Origin of the sequence: Vibrio sp. zbq_1 (assembly GCF_043102935.1) — a bacterium.
Lineage (GTDB): Bacteria > Pseudomonadota > Gammaproteobacteria > Enterobacterales > Vibrionaceae > Vibrio > Vibrio parahaemolyticus.
This window is the reverse complement of record NZ_JBICJH010000042.1, coordinates 1-16,249: the sequence shown is the minus strand read 5'-3', so window position 1 is coordinate 16,249 and position 16,249 is coordinate 1. Positions and strand designations below refer to the sequence as shown.

Sequence of the window (16,249 nt, the reverse complement as noted above, 5' to 3'; positions counted from 1 at the left end):
AAAAGAGCAGCTCTAGGCTGCTCTTTCTATTTAAAGGAATGACATCAGTTAATAATCGTTTCGTTGTTGTCTTCACTAGAAACAGTATTAATCGTTGTGTCGCGGTAGGGTGAGTTAGTTAAGTTGATTTGTAGCCGCACTACATTATCAATCAACTGAACTAATGGACCCCATTTCACCATCTTCTCTCTCTCAAACACGTAGTTGAAGTTTTCTGGCGTCCACTCCATTAGTGATTGAGGGTTAAGTGTGCGACCAAGAAATCTCACTTCATAGTGCAAATGTGGGCCGGTTGAATTTCCTGAGTTACCACATTGCGCAATGACATCACCTTTACTAACAAACTGGCCGCTTTTGACATTGAACTTGTTCAAGTGAGCGAAAGAGCTAGAGAAACCAAAAGAGTGACGAAGGGTGAGGTAGTTACCATAACCTTTGTTTCCTGGACGTACGGTTTCAACCACACCGTCTGCAGGCGCGAGGATTTCTTCACCGCGCTTACAGGTCAAATCGATACCAGTATGCACGTGTCTTCTGCCTGAGATAGGATTGATCCGACTGCCGTAAGAAGAAGAGATTCGTTGATACGTCACTGGGCTGTCATTCGGAATCAAACGGAACATGGTCGCACGAACCGCAGAATCTATAGCTGCCGCATCAATTCGCTCTTCTAAGGCGAGGTTGTTCTCATCGATAGACAGCTCTTCATCAGCAAGGCCGAGTACCGATTCCACATCAAATACGCGCTTTCCGAGCAGCTGAATCTGGTTGTTCTTGTCCGTCAAAGCTTGAGAGAGTGAGTGGTTGGTATCCAATTGCTCTTCATAGAGCGCTGTGATTTCCGCTTTCTCGCTTTCTAGTTTGGTAATGGTTTGCGCCAGCGTTGTCTGATTATGAATCTGTTGCTGGTTCAAATACCAAGCCCCACCGACAACGGCAGGTAAGGCGATGATCGAAGTCAATATGGTTAGGACCGAACCGCGGCCCAAATAAAATTGCTGATCACCGTTTTTAGTGGGGATCTGCATGATGATTTTTTTAGACATAATTATTGTTACTTAAATAGGCGTTGATTTATTTTTCCCCTAAATCGGAAAGATGGTCTAACTCTCGATTCAGAAGTTCGTTATTGCCTACATTCAATTCGATAAATCGTTTTAATTGGCTAATGCTTTCAATGCCGATGTTGGTGATCTTGAGCCGTATTTGGTCTTGAGTGACGTCTACGATCTGTGCCGTTAACGTAATCTCTTGTTCAGACTGGTGGAACGAGAAACCGACATCAACCAAAAGTGCAGGATTCAATGTATCCAAGCCTTCGGCTTGTAAGAGTAAGCCATGCAAGGAAAGATCTTGAATCGTAGCGTTAAGTCTCAAATCACGTTGTTCTAACTGAGCTGGAGCTTGGTAGATGATGCGTGAAAAGCGTCTTTTCTCCGTCATATTGCGCTCTCTAAGGCATTTAAACAGATTGAATAGTATATCAAGAAGAACAAAAAGTGTTCGAATGTTGTTTAAAAACTGTCGAGAACGCTACAGAGTTACGTAAGTGCACGGTCATGTTTTTCACTGACCCAATGACTCTCAAATCATCAAATACCTTAATAACGCCAATCAAAATGGCCCAGAAAGGCGCTTTTAACTGGCTGGGGTATACGACAAAGGCCGCTATGATAGCGGCCTTTGTATAAATTACCAACAGACTTTCCAGAAAGCGTAAGTTTCGGTGTCAGTCTGTCGTAATCATTATTTCGCAATACGTTTGTATTTGATGCGGTGCGGCTCTGCTGCTTCAGGGCCCAACGTTTTCTTCAACCAATCCATGTACTCAGTGTAGTTACCTTCGTAGAAGTTAACTTGGCCTTCGTCACGGTAGTCGATGATGTGCGTTGCAATACGGTCTAGGAACCAACGGTCGTGCGAGATAACCATTGCACAGCCCGGGAACTCTAGTAGTGCTTCTTCTAAAGCACGTAGCGTTTCAACGTCAAGGTCGTTGGTTGGTTCGTCGAGTAGTAGTACGTTACCGCCCGCTTTAAGCAGTTTTGCTAGGTGTACACGGTTACGTTCACCGCCAGATAGCTCGCCAATCACTTTCTGTTGGTCTGAGCCTTTGAAGTTGAAACGTGAACAGTACGCACGCGCAGGGATTTCAAAGTTGTTGATCTTGATGATGTCAGCGCCTTCAGAAATCTCTTGGAATACCGTGTTCTTATCGTTCATTGAATCACGGAACTGCTCAACAGATGCGAGTTTCACTGTGTCACCCATCTCAATGGTACCTGAGTCAGGTTGTTCAGTGCCGCTTAGCATCTTGAATAGCGTTGATTTACCCGCGCCGTTGGCACCGATGATACCCACGATCGCACCTTTAGGCATGTTGAACGATAGGTCATCAATCAGAACGCGACCGTCAAACGACTTAGTCAGGTTCTTCACTTCAATCACTTTGTCACCTAGACGCTCACCTGGTGGGATGAACAGCTCGTTGGTTTCGTTACGTTTTTGGTGCTCAGTGTTTTGTAGCTCTTCAAAGCGCGCCATACGTGCTTTAGATTTTGCTTGGCGACCTTTAGGGTTTTTACGTACCCATTCAAGTTCTTTCTCGATGGTCTTTTGGCGAGCGCTTTCTTGTGATGCTTCTTGTTGTAGACGTGCATCTTTCTGCTCTAGCCAAGAGGTGTAGTTACCTTCCCATGGAATACCTTCACCACGGTCAAGCTCAAGAATCCAACCTGCTGCGTTGTCTAGGAAGTAACGGTCGTGGGTGATCGCCACAACAGTACCAGAGTAATCCACTAGGAAGCGTTCTAGCCATGCAACCGACTCTGCATCCAAGTGGTTGGTTGGTTCGTCGAGTAGTAGCATGTCTGGTTTCGATAAAAGCAGACGACAAATTGCTACACGGCGACGTTCACCACCAGATAGGTGAGCGATTTTTTGGTCCCATTCAGGTAGACGAAGTGCATCTGCCGCACGCTCTAGCGTGTTTTCTAGGTTGTGGCCGTCTTTTGCTTGGATCAGAGCTTCTAGTTCACCTTGCTCTTTCGCTAGGGCATCAAAGTCTGCATCTGGTTCTGCGTATGCAGCGTACACAGCATCAAGACGTTTCAGTGCGTCAGCAACGTCAGCAACTGCTTCTTCAACGACTTCACGAACGGTTTTCGATTCATCGAGTACTGGTTCTTGCGGTAGGTAGCCAACGTTTAGGCCCGGTTGTGGACGTGCTTCACCGTCGATATCCGTGTCGATACCAGCCATGATACGTAGCAGGGTAGATTTACCTGCACCGTTCAGACCTAAAACACCGATTTTCGCACCAGGGAAGAAGCTCAGAGAGATGTCTTTAAGAATTTGACGCTTAGGTGGCACAATTTTGCTCACCCGCGACATGGTATATACGTATTCAGCCATTGCCGATCGTTCCTAAATTAACAGTCATTCAAACCCACTATTTTATACCAACTCCCTTTGTTTTGTTACCGGATTGCAAGAATTTCCCTATGGATGAGATTTCTTATTTTCAGCTGACCGGAAACTTACACGGTTAGGGTATACACTTTTGTTATTCGCTTTGATTTTAGGAGCGTCTGCATTGCTTATTGGGAACATCATGCCTCTATTGTCTTAAAAGTTTCACGAGTACAAATTTTAATACACCAAGTTGTTTTACAGTGATAGCCGCATTCCAAACGAATGAATGCATGGATTCAAAGCGCCTTCAAAACACTGAACTCTAAGAAAACTAGGCTTTGGGGCAGTAAATGTCTGGGGAAAATGACACAAATGAGATTCAACGTATCTGAATTGGCTAAAAACGTGTGTTATGCCGCTGCGTTATGTGCAGTGAGCATGACGGCAAACGCGTCGCTCAGCTTAGAAAAGCAGCGCGAAGTATATGAACAAGCTCAAGATTTATTAGATAAGAATGACATTGACGGATACTTATCTATTCGTCCAAAAATTGCTGATTATCCACTGACTCCTTATGTGGATTACCGAACGTTCATCAGGCAGCTATCCATGAAATCACCACAACAAGTGGATGCTTTCATTAATGAGCATGAGGCGTTCCCTTTCTCACGTCGCATTCGTGCGCCTTATCTCGATAACTTGTACAAACAGAAAGATTGGAAAACCATCACTGAGTTTCAAAAAGTCATTCCAAGTGGTGAGCGTTATCAGTGTATTTTTTACGTTGCTCAGTTAAAACAAGGCAAACAAGTTGCAGCCTTTAAAGGCGCAGAAGACATGTGGCTAAGCGGTTCTAGCATCGCGAGTGAGTGTGACCCGTTATTTAATGCTTGGGATAAAGCGGGTGGACGTACAGACGATTTGGTTCTGCAACGCATGTTGTTGGCGTTTGATGCTCGTAACGGTAGTTTGATGGCTTATTTGCAAAAGCTGCCAAGCTCTGCAAAAGCGAAACAACAAGCGCAAGAAATGAAAGCGCTGTTTGATAAACCTGCAACGGTGGTTGAGTTTACTAAGAAAAAGCCAGCCAATGACTTTTATCGTGCTCAGAGTGAATATGCGTTAGAAAAGCTAGCTCGCATGGATGTCAATCAAGCTCAAAAAGCGTATGCGCAAGTCGTGAAAGGACAAAAGTTCTCAGCAGAAAAAGCCCAAGCACTTGCGGACTACATTGCGATTCGTCTGATTCGTACTGAATCCGATTCACTAGCCAAATGGCGAGATGATAAGACGAAAACCAGTAAAAATGTCGCTTTGATCGAAAATCGTATCCGTCTAGCAATTCAAAATGCAGATTGGAAAGGTGTTCAACAGTGGATTGCCGTGCTCAACAAAGATGAGCAAGCCTCGCTTCGCTGGCAATATTGGTTAGGTCGAAGTGAGATTGCGCTGGGTGATGATATTGCAGGCAAGCAGCGATTGGCGACCTTAGTTGGTCAGCGCAATTTCTACAGCGTGGCTGCGGCGAATGCGATTGGTCAGTCAATCAAATATCCATCTCATCGTATTAAGCTCGATACTAAGGTTATTCACCCGTATCAAAACTCTCTCACTCGTATTGAAGAGTTGATTGCGACAGATAAAATTGCGGCAGCGAAAAGTGAGTGGGCGCATTTGCTGAGTAGAGTAGGTAAAGATGAAAAGGCGATGTTGGCGGCGTATGCCTCATCCAAAAATTGGCATCACCTAACCGTCACAGCCAGTATCCAAGCGCAAATGTGGGACAACATTGAACTGCGATTCCCAATTGCGCACCGCTGGTGGTTCAACTTTTATGCGAAGAAGCATGACATCGACCCGATTACGATGATGTCGTTAGCCAGACAAGAAAGTGCATTGGATTCAGAGGCGCGTTCTCCGGTAGGGGCTCGCGGTATCATGCAAATCATGCCAGCGACTGCGAAGTACACGGCGCGTAAATACAAGCTGACTTATCAAGGTAGCGATGATTTATACAACGTCGGCAAAAACATCGAGATCGGTAGCCATTATCTGCAAGGTTTGCTAGAGGATTACGATAATAATCGTATTTTTGCGCTCGCCGCTTATAATGCTGGCCCTAACCGAGTAAAAACGTGGCGAGAGCGAACCCAAGGCAAAGTGGACGCATACGCCTTTATTGAGGCGATTCCATTTAACGAAACTCGTGGGTATGTGCAAAACATTCTAATGTTTGAAACCTACTATCGTGATCTTTTGGGTATCGACGGCGCGTTCTTGAATCAACACGAGATCAATACCAAGTATTGAGTGAGGTAACTTGATGTCACACGAACCCGAGTACAGAGACTGGCAACAGATTGTCGAGCTAATCCGATCCAGCGTGGATAGCCAGCAACATGAGATGTTGTTAACCATGCTGATGACACCTGATGAGAGGGAATCATTAACTGCACGCGTTAACATTCTTAATGAGCTTCTCAAAGGGGAATTATCTCAACGTCAGATCAGTCAGATGCTTGGTGTTGGCATTGCCACGATCACTCGTGGCTCAAATGAGTTGAAGTCGAAATCCGAGGCGGAAAAAGACAAGCTGAAACTCTTACTAGAGCAAGTGGCTCAAGTCGCGAAGTAACAGAAAAGGGCGGAAATATCCGCCCTTTTTCGTATCTGGTAATTCGAATTAAAGATTGGCAGGGAAGTGGTCTGGATTCGTAAATGGAATCAGCGCCAGAATTAATGCTTGATGATACACCGAGCTACGAGTTAATTGGTTTTGGGTCAGCAAGCTGATTGCGCCGCCCTTTTGTTTGATGTTTTCGGTGCCAAATACTTTGTCCATCACATCACCAAGTTCATTAGCATCTGCAAGTTGAGCTAATACTTCTGGCGGTAGCATCAAACTGGCTGAGCGAGATTCTCCACGATGGGTATCTGATTCAATCACCATCCACGCAAACGTCACATTGCCTTCAATTCCAGCTTCTAAGCCAACATAAAAGTCTGCAGTTGGCATTTCCACTTTGGCATTTTTAACTCGATTGACTGCGCCGCGATGGGTCTCTTCGTTAGTCATCGGCTGATCGGCGACTTCACTCGGAACGCTGATGCCGACAAACTCAAAAGCTTGTTGAGGGAATGCGCTTTGAAATGCACTCTTTACCGCATTGATTTTTGCAGGGTTTAGAGAGGCGATAACGACTTTTTGGGTTGCCATGATCTTTTCACTCATCGATGTCTATTAGCTCAATTTCACTTGCGTTGGTTTGATGTTTTCGCTTGGATAACAACCCAGTACTTTCAAGTGTTTAGTGATTTTTGTTAGCTCTTGCAATGCTTGCTGCATTTCGGTTGAGCCTAGGTGTGCTTCTAGATCAACGTAGAACATTTCTTCCCACGGATTACCCATGATTGGACGCGATTCTAACTTAGTCATATTGATGCCGTAGCGTTGCAGTACCAGTAGAGTTTCAACCAATGAGCCCGCCTCTTGGGAGGTCGACATAATCAACGTCGTTTTGGCTGGAATTTGTGTTGAGACTTCAACTGGTTTACGCGCGACGACAATAAAGCGTGTGTGGTTTTCGGTTTGGTTTGCGATGTTGCCTTGGATCGCTTGTAGGCCGTACAACTTACCACTTGAAGCATTACCAATTGCGGCCACATCATCACGATTCATCTCTTGGACTTTTTGCATCGCGTCTGCTGTGCTTGCGCAAGACTCAAGTTTCACGCCTTTCATACGGCTTAAGAATTCGCTGCACTGTTGGTGCGGTTGCGGATGCGAGTACAGTGTTTTGATGTCTTCGAGGCGAATGTCTTTCGTTGCAACTAAGCAGTGCTCGATAGGTTGAGTCAGCTCACCAACAATATACAGCGTGGTGTGTTGTAGTAGGTCATATACTTCATTGATCGAGCCCGAGCTGGTGTTTTCGATGGGCAGCACACCGTAATCAGCATGGCCAGATTCCACCGTTCGAGTCACTTCTTTGAAATGCTCACAATTTAGCTCGATAAGCTCGGTATTTTTACGACTGAAATATTCGCGGCTTGCCAAGTGCGAGTAAGAACCTTTGGCTCCCAAGAAAGCGACGCGTGCAAGTGGCTTGCGGCTTTGTTGTGGGTTCACAAGGTTTTGCAGATAACCTTGTTGAAGTAAGACAGAATCTTCAATGATGGTGTGGAAAAGTTTGGTGATGTACTGAGCGTCGAGTTCGTATTTGTCTCGGCCGTTGGAAATCAACTTAACCAACAGTTGTTGCTCTCGAACGGCATCACGAACCGGTTTTGAGGTTTGTACTTTGCTTTTGGCTACTTCAATGCTGAGTTTACGGCGTTCAGACAGCAAGCTAAGGAGCTGGTCATCAAGCTCATTCAAGCGTAAACGAATTTCTTCAAGGGAAATAGGTTGGTCAGTCATCAATTCTTTCCTTATAAAAAAAGCCTCCCGAGTGGGGAGGCTTTCTGTTTGTTTTTGACTTTTCTTTCACAAACGAGTTAGCCCCTCCAACTATGGAAGGAAAAAGAAGTCAAAAATAAACAGTGAGGTTAAGTGCATAAATAGTGCTTAATTTATGAGTGTTTAAACACAATAAGCAAGCAGGCGGGGAGCGTCAAGCAAAAAAATAGCGCCTTTCGGCGCTACTTCCTCAATCTGGTCGGTTTACTCTTCTTCTTCCACTAGCTCAGGCTTATTGGCACGACGAGCTTCAGGTTTGTGGGTCAGCTTATTCAGTTGTCGTTCTAGTTTTTGCTCCACTTCATTGATAGCTGCGTAAAGATCTTCGTGAGTTGCTGAGGCGACAAGTTGGCCTTTAGGAACTTTAATTACCGCTTCGAATTTCTTCTGTTTATTCGGTTCCTCACTGAAAGTTGCTTGGCATCCAATAATGTCGACTTGCCATTTCTCCAGTTTTTTAAACTTGCTCTCAATATGAGCACGGATTGCAGAGGTGATTTCGATGTTTTTGCCAGTGATATTCATTGTCATAAGTGTTTTTCCTCTGTTGCATCCCTCATGGGTTGAGTTCAGATTACCGCTTTAAGGATAAAAGAATGTGATTTAGATCACCTTTTAAGTTGTGTTTTTGATGATGAAAAATGAATGTGATCTCACTCAAGATCTGTTGAGATTTATCGCAAAATTGCTTGTTATCGGTTAGCAAATCATTAGATTGGATAGAGTACTCAGCTGAAAACGCCTTCGTTTTTAGGGACGTTGTTCAGCCTGCTTTTTAGAGTGGTCAAATTTTAACTAGAATGAAAATGTGACATTAATCACTCTGCAATTTCAAAGTACACTGAATAATAAAAATGCCGCTTAATTAACAAGCGGCATTTTTGTATCTGGCGTTTGAGTGATTTTCCTTATTGGTGTCATAAAGACTGGGTCATCAGGAATCAGCAGCACATTTTCTAGTGTTTTGGCGAGGTCTAAGCTCTCTAGTTGCTTATAGATGACGTAGTAACGGTTCACGCTGGTCACATAACTGACCGTTGATCTGAGGCTTTTTCGCATGACCACTTCGACATTATTAAACCAAACGTTGGGGTCGTAGCCTTGCTGTGCGGCTCGCTTGCGCATTTTCTCGACATTACCTGGGCCCGCATTGTAAGCCGCCAAGGTAAAGTAAATTTTGTTCTCAGCCGTAATGGCCTTATCGCCAAAGTACTGCCGACGTAAAAACGCTAAGTATTTCGCTCCTGCGTGGATGTTGTTTTCGAGTTGTCGAACATTTTTGATGTTGATGTTTGGATCGCGCGCTGTGCTCGGTAAGACTTGCATTATGCCCACAGCGCCTCTTGTGCCGACTAAGTTGTTATTAAATCCGGACTCTTTATACGCAACCGCCGCAATCAGCAAATAATCCAAGTCATATTTCTCCCCGTAGCGTGAAAACAGCGCCGACAGTTTTTCTAGCTGGGCAATTTTCTTAGGGTTAAGTGCCTTATTGAGCCAATTGGTATTGTCGATGTATTTGCTATATATGACGTTTCCAAGGAGTGTGCCTGAGCGAGATTTTTGGATGAATTTGTTCACCACTGCTTTGAGTTGAGGACTGTTTTGTCGCATTACCCAAGCGATGTTGCCGTTTTTGCGAAGAGGGACTTTCTTATGCGCTTTGATGTCATCCATCGCATTGAGCCAAAGTTTGGCTTTGTGGCTATCTAAAACAATGGCTTTGATATAGCCATTGTTGAGCATGCCGACGAGTTCGTAGTCTTGCAGAGTCTCTTCGATGAAGTGCACGATAATTGGCGGTAAGCCTTTCTTGTTCAGTGTTTTGTTGACGGCTTGAATACTTTCAAAGTAGCTGGAACTGGCACGTACCCAAATCTCCTTACCGCTCAACTGCTCAAGTTTAGTGATGGTTGAAGTATTTTTGTTGGTGATCACCCACTCTTCGATGCCGGATAAGATTGGGGTACTGAAGTCGACTTTTTGTTTTCGGGCATCGGTGATCGTCAAGTTTGCCACCACTAAATCACCAGAGCCGTTCTCGAGAGAAGGGAGCAATTGGTCTCGCGCTAGAGGGATGATTTGTACGTTCAGTTTGGGTTTGATTTTGCGTAAATCTTTTTCAAAGTGAGCCAGCAGCTCTGCGCCAATCCCTTTTGGTGTTCCTCCTTCGATATAGTAGAAGCCTAAATCGGCAGAAACTAAAACGCGCAATACGTTTTTCTCCTTGATGACATCTAAGTCACCCGTGTACGGAGGCTGTTTTAATGGTGAGATTTCCAAAGCGTAAACGGACGCCGACAACAGAAAGAACAGCATTGCCCAAAACTTAGATATGGTCACGTTCACGTCCAGTTTAATGGTGGAGTAGAACTCTAAGCATAAGTTGTGCTCAAAAAATCATCAAGATTGTTCAAAGAGAAGGAATTGGTGGTAGAAAACAAAACCGCCACAGTTTGAGCTGTGGCGGTAGGCGTTTATTTGACAGGATTTAGCTTAATGAGCGCTTCTGTTCTTGCAACGGCATCTTCTAGTTGCAGCTGCTTGTAGGCTTCCAGCTGAATTTCTAACGATTTGCGAGCAGCTTCTGTATCAGGGAATGATTTTTGAAGCTCTTGGCTACGGTTAATGGCTGCGATCCATGCTTCACGGCGAAGGTAAAAATCAGCGGTAGCTAAATCGTAATTCGCTAAGCGGTTTTTCAAGGCCACCATGCGTTTTTGTGCATCTTCCGCATATGGGCTGTTTGGATAACGTTGAAGCAGCTTCTTAAAGTCATCAAATGCTTTTTTCACGGGCTCTGGGTCGCGGTCGCTACGATCGATGCTAAACAGGTCGTGCATAAAGTTACGATCTTGAGCCATGTGGCTCAGGCCACGCATGTAAAGCACCCAGTCCATTTTTTCATGGGTCGGGTTTAGGCGCATAAAGCGAGAGATGGTTGCTAAGCCTAACGCTAGATCGTCGTTTTTGTAGTATGCGTAAATAAGGTCAAGTTGCACCTGTTCAGAGTAGGCACCAAATGGGTAACGTGAGTCTAACGCTTCCAGTTTCTCAATCGCAGAAAGCCAGTTGCCACTTTGAAGTGAGACTTGTGCGTCTGCATACAGTTCCGAAGGTGGCACATCAGGAACGATTTCTTCTTTGCTTGCACATCCAAACAGAAGAGATACCGCTAAAAGGCCTGTTAAAGTCTGACGTTTCATATCAGGAGTCTGTTCCTTGAATCTAAATATTTCTTAAGCTGCCGTTACTTTCTTTCCAGTAACAGATACAATGACGTAATAGTCTATTTTTCCACAGTCGTGAGCATTAGTCTCACAGTTTTTAAAAAAGTTCGATATGGCTCAGCAGATTGTATTAACAAATACCGTAAAAGATAGCCAGTTAGGTCAACGTTTAGACCAAGCTATCGCCGAATTGTTCGCTGACTTCTCTCGTTCGCGCCTGAAAGAATGGTTGCTGGACGGGAAAGTTCAAGTGAATGGTGAAGTTGTCACTAAACCTCGCACCAAAGTTATGGGTGGTGAGGAAATTACTTTGCAAGCCGAGTTGGAAGATGAAGAACGCTGGGAAGCACAAGATATCCCATTAGATATCGTCTACGAAGATGATGACATCATCGTAATCAATAAGCCTCGTGACTTCGTCGTTCACCCTGGCGCTGGTACACCAGATGGTACCGTGCTGAATGCATTGCTACATCATTACCCAGACATCGCAGAAGTACCGCGAGCGGGCATCGTGCATCGTCTTGATAAAGACACCACAGGTCTGATGGTTGTGGCGAAAACCGTTCCAGCGCAAACTCGTTTGGTTCGTGCCCTGCAAAAACGCAACATCACGCGTGAGTACGAAGCGATTGCAATCGGTCGTATGACAGCGGGTGGTAAAGTGGATCAACCAATTGGTCGCCACTCGACTAAACGCACACTCATGGCTGTAGCTCCTTTGGGTAAACCTGCGGTAACGCACTACCGTGTAGCAGAACACTTCCGTGAGCATACGCGTATCCGTCTGCGTTTGGAAACTGGTCGTACTCACCAAATCCGTGTTCATATGTCTTACCTACAGCATCCTCTGTTAGGTGATACTGCTTATGGTGGTCGTGCACGTATTCCTACTGGTGCATCGCAAGAACTGACGGACATGATTCGTGGTTTCGATCGTCAGGCGCTACACGCCGTAATGCTTCGTTTTGAACACCCTATCACTGGTGAAGAACTGGAATTCCATGCTCCAGTGCCAGATGATATGGTGGCAATGACTGAAGCTCTTCGTAAAGACACTGAAGAATACGGTTTACCAGACGAGTTTTAAAATGAAGGCAATCATTCCTAACTGGTCTGCACCTAAAAATGTCAAAGCCTTTGCTTCTACGCGAGTTGGTGGCTTTTCGACAGGCTCTTATCAAGGGTCAAATCTCGGTGCGCACGTTGGGGATGATGCTTCTATCGTAGCGAAGAATCGTCATTGGTTGGCACAGCAAGCGAATATGCCAAGTGCGCCAATTTGGTTAAACCAAACTCATTCTACTGTCGTTGCCCATGCGAATGCTCCTACGTCAATAGTGCTTGATGCTGATGGTATCTTCACATCGGCGAGTAATGTTGTGTGTTCTGCCATGACCGCTGATTGTTTGCCTGTACTACTGACGAATACTCAAGGTACTCAAGTTGCAGCAGTTCATGCTGGTTGGCGTGGTTTGGCAAATGGTATCGTTGAAAATGCTCTCGCATTATTTTCGGGTGATGTGATGGCATGGTTAGGGCCTGCTATTGGTCCACAGGCGTTTGAAGTGGGCGAAGATGTTCTACAAGCGTTTGTCGATTTTGACTCAAAAGCTCAGCGCGCATTTACCCCTCGTAATGTGGAAGGTAAATGGCTTGCCAACATGTCGCAATTAGCGACGCAGCGTCTCAACAGGGCTGGCGTCTCGCAAGTTTTCGATTCCGGTTTGTGTACTTACCAAGATAAAGAGTCCTTTTATTCTTACCGCCGAGATGGTGTGACAGGAAGGCAAGCTACGTTTATCTGGATTGAAGACTAAGCCCCATAAAGCTCAAAAGAGCTGAGATGCATAGTTCTATTTTTGCAAAGCTATCTTTATTTATTCACTCCCTTGAAATTCCCCCACTGAGTATCCATCTTTCTACTGTCAAAAGAATTCTCTTTAATTGAGGTTAGGAAGGTCGATATGCGTCTTGATAGATTTACCAGTAAGTTTCAAATCGCTATCTCTGATGCTCAATCACTAGCGTTAGGGCGCGATCATCAGTACATCGAGCCAGTTCACTTAATGGTGGCTTTGCTTGATCAAAATGGCAGTCCAATTCGTCCATTGCTGACAATGCTGGACGTGGATGTAACTCATCTCCGCTCAAAGCTGGGCGAAATGCTTGATCGATTACCAAAGGTGAGTGGCATCGGTGGTGATGTGCAGCTTTCTAGCTCGATGGGGACTTTGTTCAATCTGTGTGACAAAGTGGCTCAAAAGCGTCAAGACTCCTACATCTCGTCCGAAGTCTTCTTGCTTGCGGCATTAGAAGATCGTGGTCCTTTAGGGCAACTACTTAAAGAAGTTGGACTGACCGAGCAAAAAGTGAGTCAAGCGATTGAAAAGATCAGAGGTGGTCAAAAGGTCAATGATCCAAATGCTGAAGAGCTACGTCAGGCTCTTGAAAAATTCACCATCGATTTAACTGAGCGAGCTGAGCAGGGCAAATTGGATCCTGTAATTGGTCGAGATGATGAAATTCGTCGCACGATTCAAGTATTGCAACGTCGCACCAAAAACAACCCAGTGATCATCGGTGAGCCTGGTGTGGGTAAAACCGCAATTGTTGAAGGCTTGGCGCAGCGAATCGTTAATAACGAAGTGCCAGAAGGTCTACGCGGTCGCCGTGTTCTATCACTGGATATGGGCGCACTTGTTGCTGGCGCGAAATACCGTGGTGAATTTGAAGAGCGTTTAAAATCAGTATTGAATGAACTTGCTAAAGAAGAAGGCAACGTCATCCTCTTCATTGATGAACTACACACTATGGTCGGCGCTGGTAAAGGTGAAGGTTCAATGGATGCGGGCAACATGCTCAAACCAGCATTGGCTCGCGGCGAACTTCACTGTGTTGGTGCAACAACATTGGATGAGTACCGTCAATACATCGAAAAGGATGCTGCATTAGAACGTCGTTTCCAAAAAGTGCTGGTGGATGAGCCGACAGTAGAAGATACGGTGGCTATTCTTCGTGGTCTGAAAGAGCGTTATGAACTTCATCACCATGTAGAAATTACTGACCCAGCGATTGTTGCAGCGGCAAGTTTGTCGCACCGTTATATTTCGGACCGTCAGTTGCCAGATAAAGCCATTGACTTGATCGATGAAGCTGCTTCAAGCATTCGTCTACAAATCGATTCAAAACCAGAATCATTAGATAAGCTTGAGCGTAAAATCATCCAACTAAAAATTGAGCAACAAGCACTAAGTAACGAGCACGATGAAGCGAGTGAAAAGCGTCTGCAAGCATTGAATGATGAGTTGAATGAGAAAGAACGCGAATACGCAGAGTTAGAAGAGGTTTGGAATACAGAAAAAGCCGCACTTTCTGGTACTCAGCATATTAAATCTGAACTAGAGCAAGCTCGCATGGACATGGAGTTTGCGCGTCGTGCTGGTGATCTGAACCGAATGTCTGAGCTTCAATACGGCCGTATTCCGGAATTAGAGAAGCAACTAGACTTGGCGACTCAGGCTGAAATGCAAGAAATGACGCTGCTTCGCAATAAGGTAACAGATAACGAAATCGCAGAAGTGCTTTCTAAACAAACCGGCATTCCAGTATCTAAGATGCTAGAAGCGGAGAAAGAGAAACTACTTCGCATGGAAGATGTGCTTCACAATCGTGTTGTAGGGCAAAGCGAAGCAGTTGCAGTGGTATCGAACGCGATTCGTCGTAGCCGAGCTGGGCTTTCTGATCCAAACCGACCAATTGGTTCCTTCTTATTCTTAGGCCCAACTGGTGTCGGTAAAACGGAATTATGTAAGACACTCGCGAGCTTCATGTTCGACAGCGAAGATGCAATGGTACGTATCGACATGTCGGAGTTCATGGAGAAACACTCAGTCGCAAGATTAGTGGGTGCGCCTCCAGGTTACGTTGGTTACGAAGAGGGTGGTTATCTAACTGAAGCGGTTCGTCGTAAACCATACTCAGTGATCTTGTTGGATGAAGTAGAAAAAGCACATCCAGATGTGTTCAATATTCTTCTGCAGGTGCTCGATGATGGCCGACTCACTGATGGACAAGGTCGTACGGTTGATTTTCGTAACACCGTCGTGATCATGACATCAAACTTGGGTTCCTCTCGAATCCAAGAGAACTTCGCCACATTGGACTATCAAGGTATCAAGAGTGAAGTGATGGATGTGGTTAGCAAACACTTCCGCCCAGAGTTCTTGAACCGTGTTGACGAAATAGTGGTATTCCACCCACTTGGTCAAGAGCACATTAAGTCCATTGCTTCTATTCAATTAGAACGCTTGGCAAAACGACTAGAAGAAAAAGGGTATCAATTAGAGGTTTCTGATAAAGCACTCGACTTGATCGCCCAAGTCGGTTTCGACCCAGTATACGGTGCACGTCCTTTAAAACGAGCAATTCAACAGAATGTCGAGAACCCATTAGCTAAATCCATTCTTGCTGGTGAAATAGTTCCAGACAAGAAAGTGCAGCTAATCGTTACTAATGACCAAATTCTCGCTCATCAGTAATTGCACTGACACAAAAAGTGAGATTAAAATCACATTTAAGGGGCTTTCGGGCCCCTTTTCTATGCGCTTTTAGTCCGTTTTGGATGTTTTCTATACGAATGAACTAAAAAGGAGAGTTTTTTTGAAAAATAGGCTTGTGTTCCTCAATGAACTCCCTATAATGCGCCTCCGTTGCCAAGGGAAAGCAAGTTAAGCGAAGCCTAGTCAACAAGGTCAGTGAGTTAAGAATTAACTCGCAGATAAATAACTTAAAAAAGTGTTTGACACGATAAGTTATCTAGCTAAAATGGCCGTCCACTTTGAAGAGAACTTCAAAGTGTGCTCTTTAAAAATAAGAACCTATCAATCTGTGTGGGCACTCGTTGATGATAATCCAATTCGATACCTCGGTATCAAATTAGGTTTCAATGAAACGAAGTGACCATTGAATCTTCGGATTCAGCACAGTCAATTCAAACATTACTTTATGTAATGTTCAGTATTCATTGAGCCGAAAAAACTTTAAATTGAAGAGTTTGATCATGGCTCAGATTGAACGCTGGCGGCAGGCCTAACACATGCAAGTCGAGCGGAAACGAGTTATCAGAACCTTCGGGGAACGATAA

The 16,249-nt window shown here is 44.9% G+C and carries 13 protein-coding genes and 1 other annotated feature; of the genes, 5 read left to right on the top strand and 8 right to left on the bottom strand.

Features of this window, described 5'->3' with window-relative positions:
• Positions 1–44: 44 nt before the first annotated feature.
• The 3 genes from ACF8CV_RS19825 to ettA form a co-directional block, all read right to left on the bottom strand.
• Positions 45–1,046, bottom strand: coding sequence for a M23 family metallopeptidase (locus ACF8CV_RS19825; protein ID WP_069536130.1), 1,002 nt, complete (start codon positions 1,044–1,046; stop codon positions 45–47).
• A 28-nt stretch (positions 1,047–1,074) separates the two neighbouring features.
• Positions 1,075–1,443, bottom strand: a complete 369-nt coding sequence (locus ACF8CV_RS19820; RefSeq protein WP_005460291.1) for a PilZ domain-containing protein — start codon at positions 1,441–1,443, stop codon at positions 1,075–1,077.
• Between the two features lie 303 nt (positions 1,444–1,746).
• A complete protein-coding gene (gene ettA / locus ACF8CV_RS19815; protein WP_005460278.1) occupies positions 1,747–3,414 on the bottom strand; it encodes an energy-dependent translational throttle protein EttA in 1,668 nt (555 codons plus the stop codon).
• Between the two features lie 363 nt (positions 3,415–3,777).
• Here ettA and sltY point away from each other — a divergent pair, with 363 nt between their 5' ends.
• Together sltY and trpR are read left to right on the top strand one after the other, a co-directional pair.
• Complete coding sequence (gene sltY, locus ACF8CV_RS19810) at positions 3,778–5,724, top strand: murein transglycosylase (protein ID WP_392417395.1); 1,947 nt, start codon at positions 3,778–3,780, stop codon at positions 5,722–5,724.
• Positions 5,725–5,737: 13 nt separating this feature from the next.
• The gene (gene trpR / locus ACF8CV_RS19805) at positions 5,738–6,049 is read left to right on the top strand and encodes a trp operon repressor (RefSeq protein WP_005497218.1); all 312 of its coding nucleotides are present in this window, start codon (positions 5,738–5,740) and stop codon (positions 6,047–6,049) included.
• 48 nt (positions 6,050–6,097) lie between these two features.
• Here trpR and yjjX read toward each other — a convergent pair whose 3' ends face one another.
• The 5 genes from yjjX to ACF8CV_RS19780 form a co-directional block, all read right to left on the bottom strand.
• Positions 6,098–6,631 carry an inosine/xanthosine triphosphatase gene (gene yjjX / locus ACF8CV_RS19800; protein ID WP_021450232.1) on the bottom strand — a complete coding sequence of 178 codons (534 nt, stop codon included), beginning with the start codon at positions 6,629–6,631 and terminating at the stop codon, positions 6,098–6,100.
• A 24-nt stretch (positions 6,632–6,655) separates the two neighbouring features.
• On the bottom strand, positions 6,656–7,834 hold the full coding sequence (gene pheA / locus ACF8CV_RS19795; protein WP_005468591.1) for a prephenate dehydratase: 1,179 nt from the start codon (positions 7,832–7,834) through the stop codon (positions 6,656–6,658).
• Positions 7,835–7,847: 13 nt separating this feature from the next.
• Positions 7,848–7,970: a sequence feature (Phe leader region), on the bottom strand.
• A gap of 107 nt (positions 7,971–8,077) precedes the next feature.
• On the bottom strand, positions 8,078–8,404 hold the full coding sequence (gene hpf, locus ACF8CV_RS19790; protein WP_005468590.1) for a ribosome hibernation-promoting factor, HPF/YfiA family: 327 nt from the start codon (positions 8,402–8,404) through the stop codon (positions 8,078–8,080).
• Positions 8,405–8,734: 330 nt separating this feature from the next.
• Positions 8,735–10,216, bottom strand: a complete 1,482-nt coding sequence (locus ACF8CV_RS19785) for a lytic transglycosylase F (protein ID WP_328287968.1) — start codon at positions 10,214–10,216, stop codon at positions 8,735–8,737.
• Between the two features lie 134 nt (positions 10,217–10,350).
• The gene (locus tag ACF8CV_RS19780) at positions 10,351–11,079 is read right to left on the bottom strand and encodes an outer membrane protein assembly factor BamD (protein ID WP_005460312.1); all 729 of its coding nucleotides are present in this window, start codon (positions 11,077–11,079) and stop codon (positions 10,351–10,353) included.
• A gap of 136 nt (positions 11,080–11,215) precedes the next feature.
• Between ACF8CV_RS19780 and rluD the strand changes: the two genes are divergently transcribed.
• From rluD to clpB, 3 genes are all read left to right on the top strand, one after another.
• Entirely contained in the window at positions 11,216–12,193 is a 978-nt protein-coding gene (gene rluD / locus ACF8CV_RS19775) for a 23S rRNA pseudouridine(1911/1915/1917) synthase RluD (protein WP_005460300.1), read from the top strand.
• Position 12,194: 1 nt separating this feature from the next.
• A complete protein-coding gene (gene pgeF, locus ACF8CV_RS19770) occupies positions 12,195–12,923 on the top strand; it encodes a peptidoglycan editing factor PgeF (protein WP_138938682.1) in 729 nt (242 codons plus the stop codon).
• Between the two features lie 147 nt (positions 12,924–13,070).
• On the top strand, positions 13,071–15,644 hold the full coding sequence (gene clpB / locus ACF8CV_RS19765) for an ATP-dependent chaperone ClpB (protein ID WP_005460310.1): 2,574 nt from the start codon (positions 13,071–13,073) through the stop codon (positions 15,642–15,644).
• The last annotated feature ends 605 nt before the right edge of the window (positions 15,645–16,249 follow it).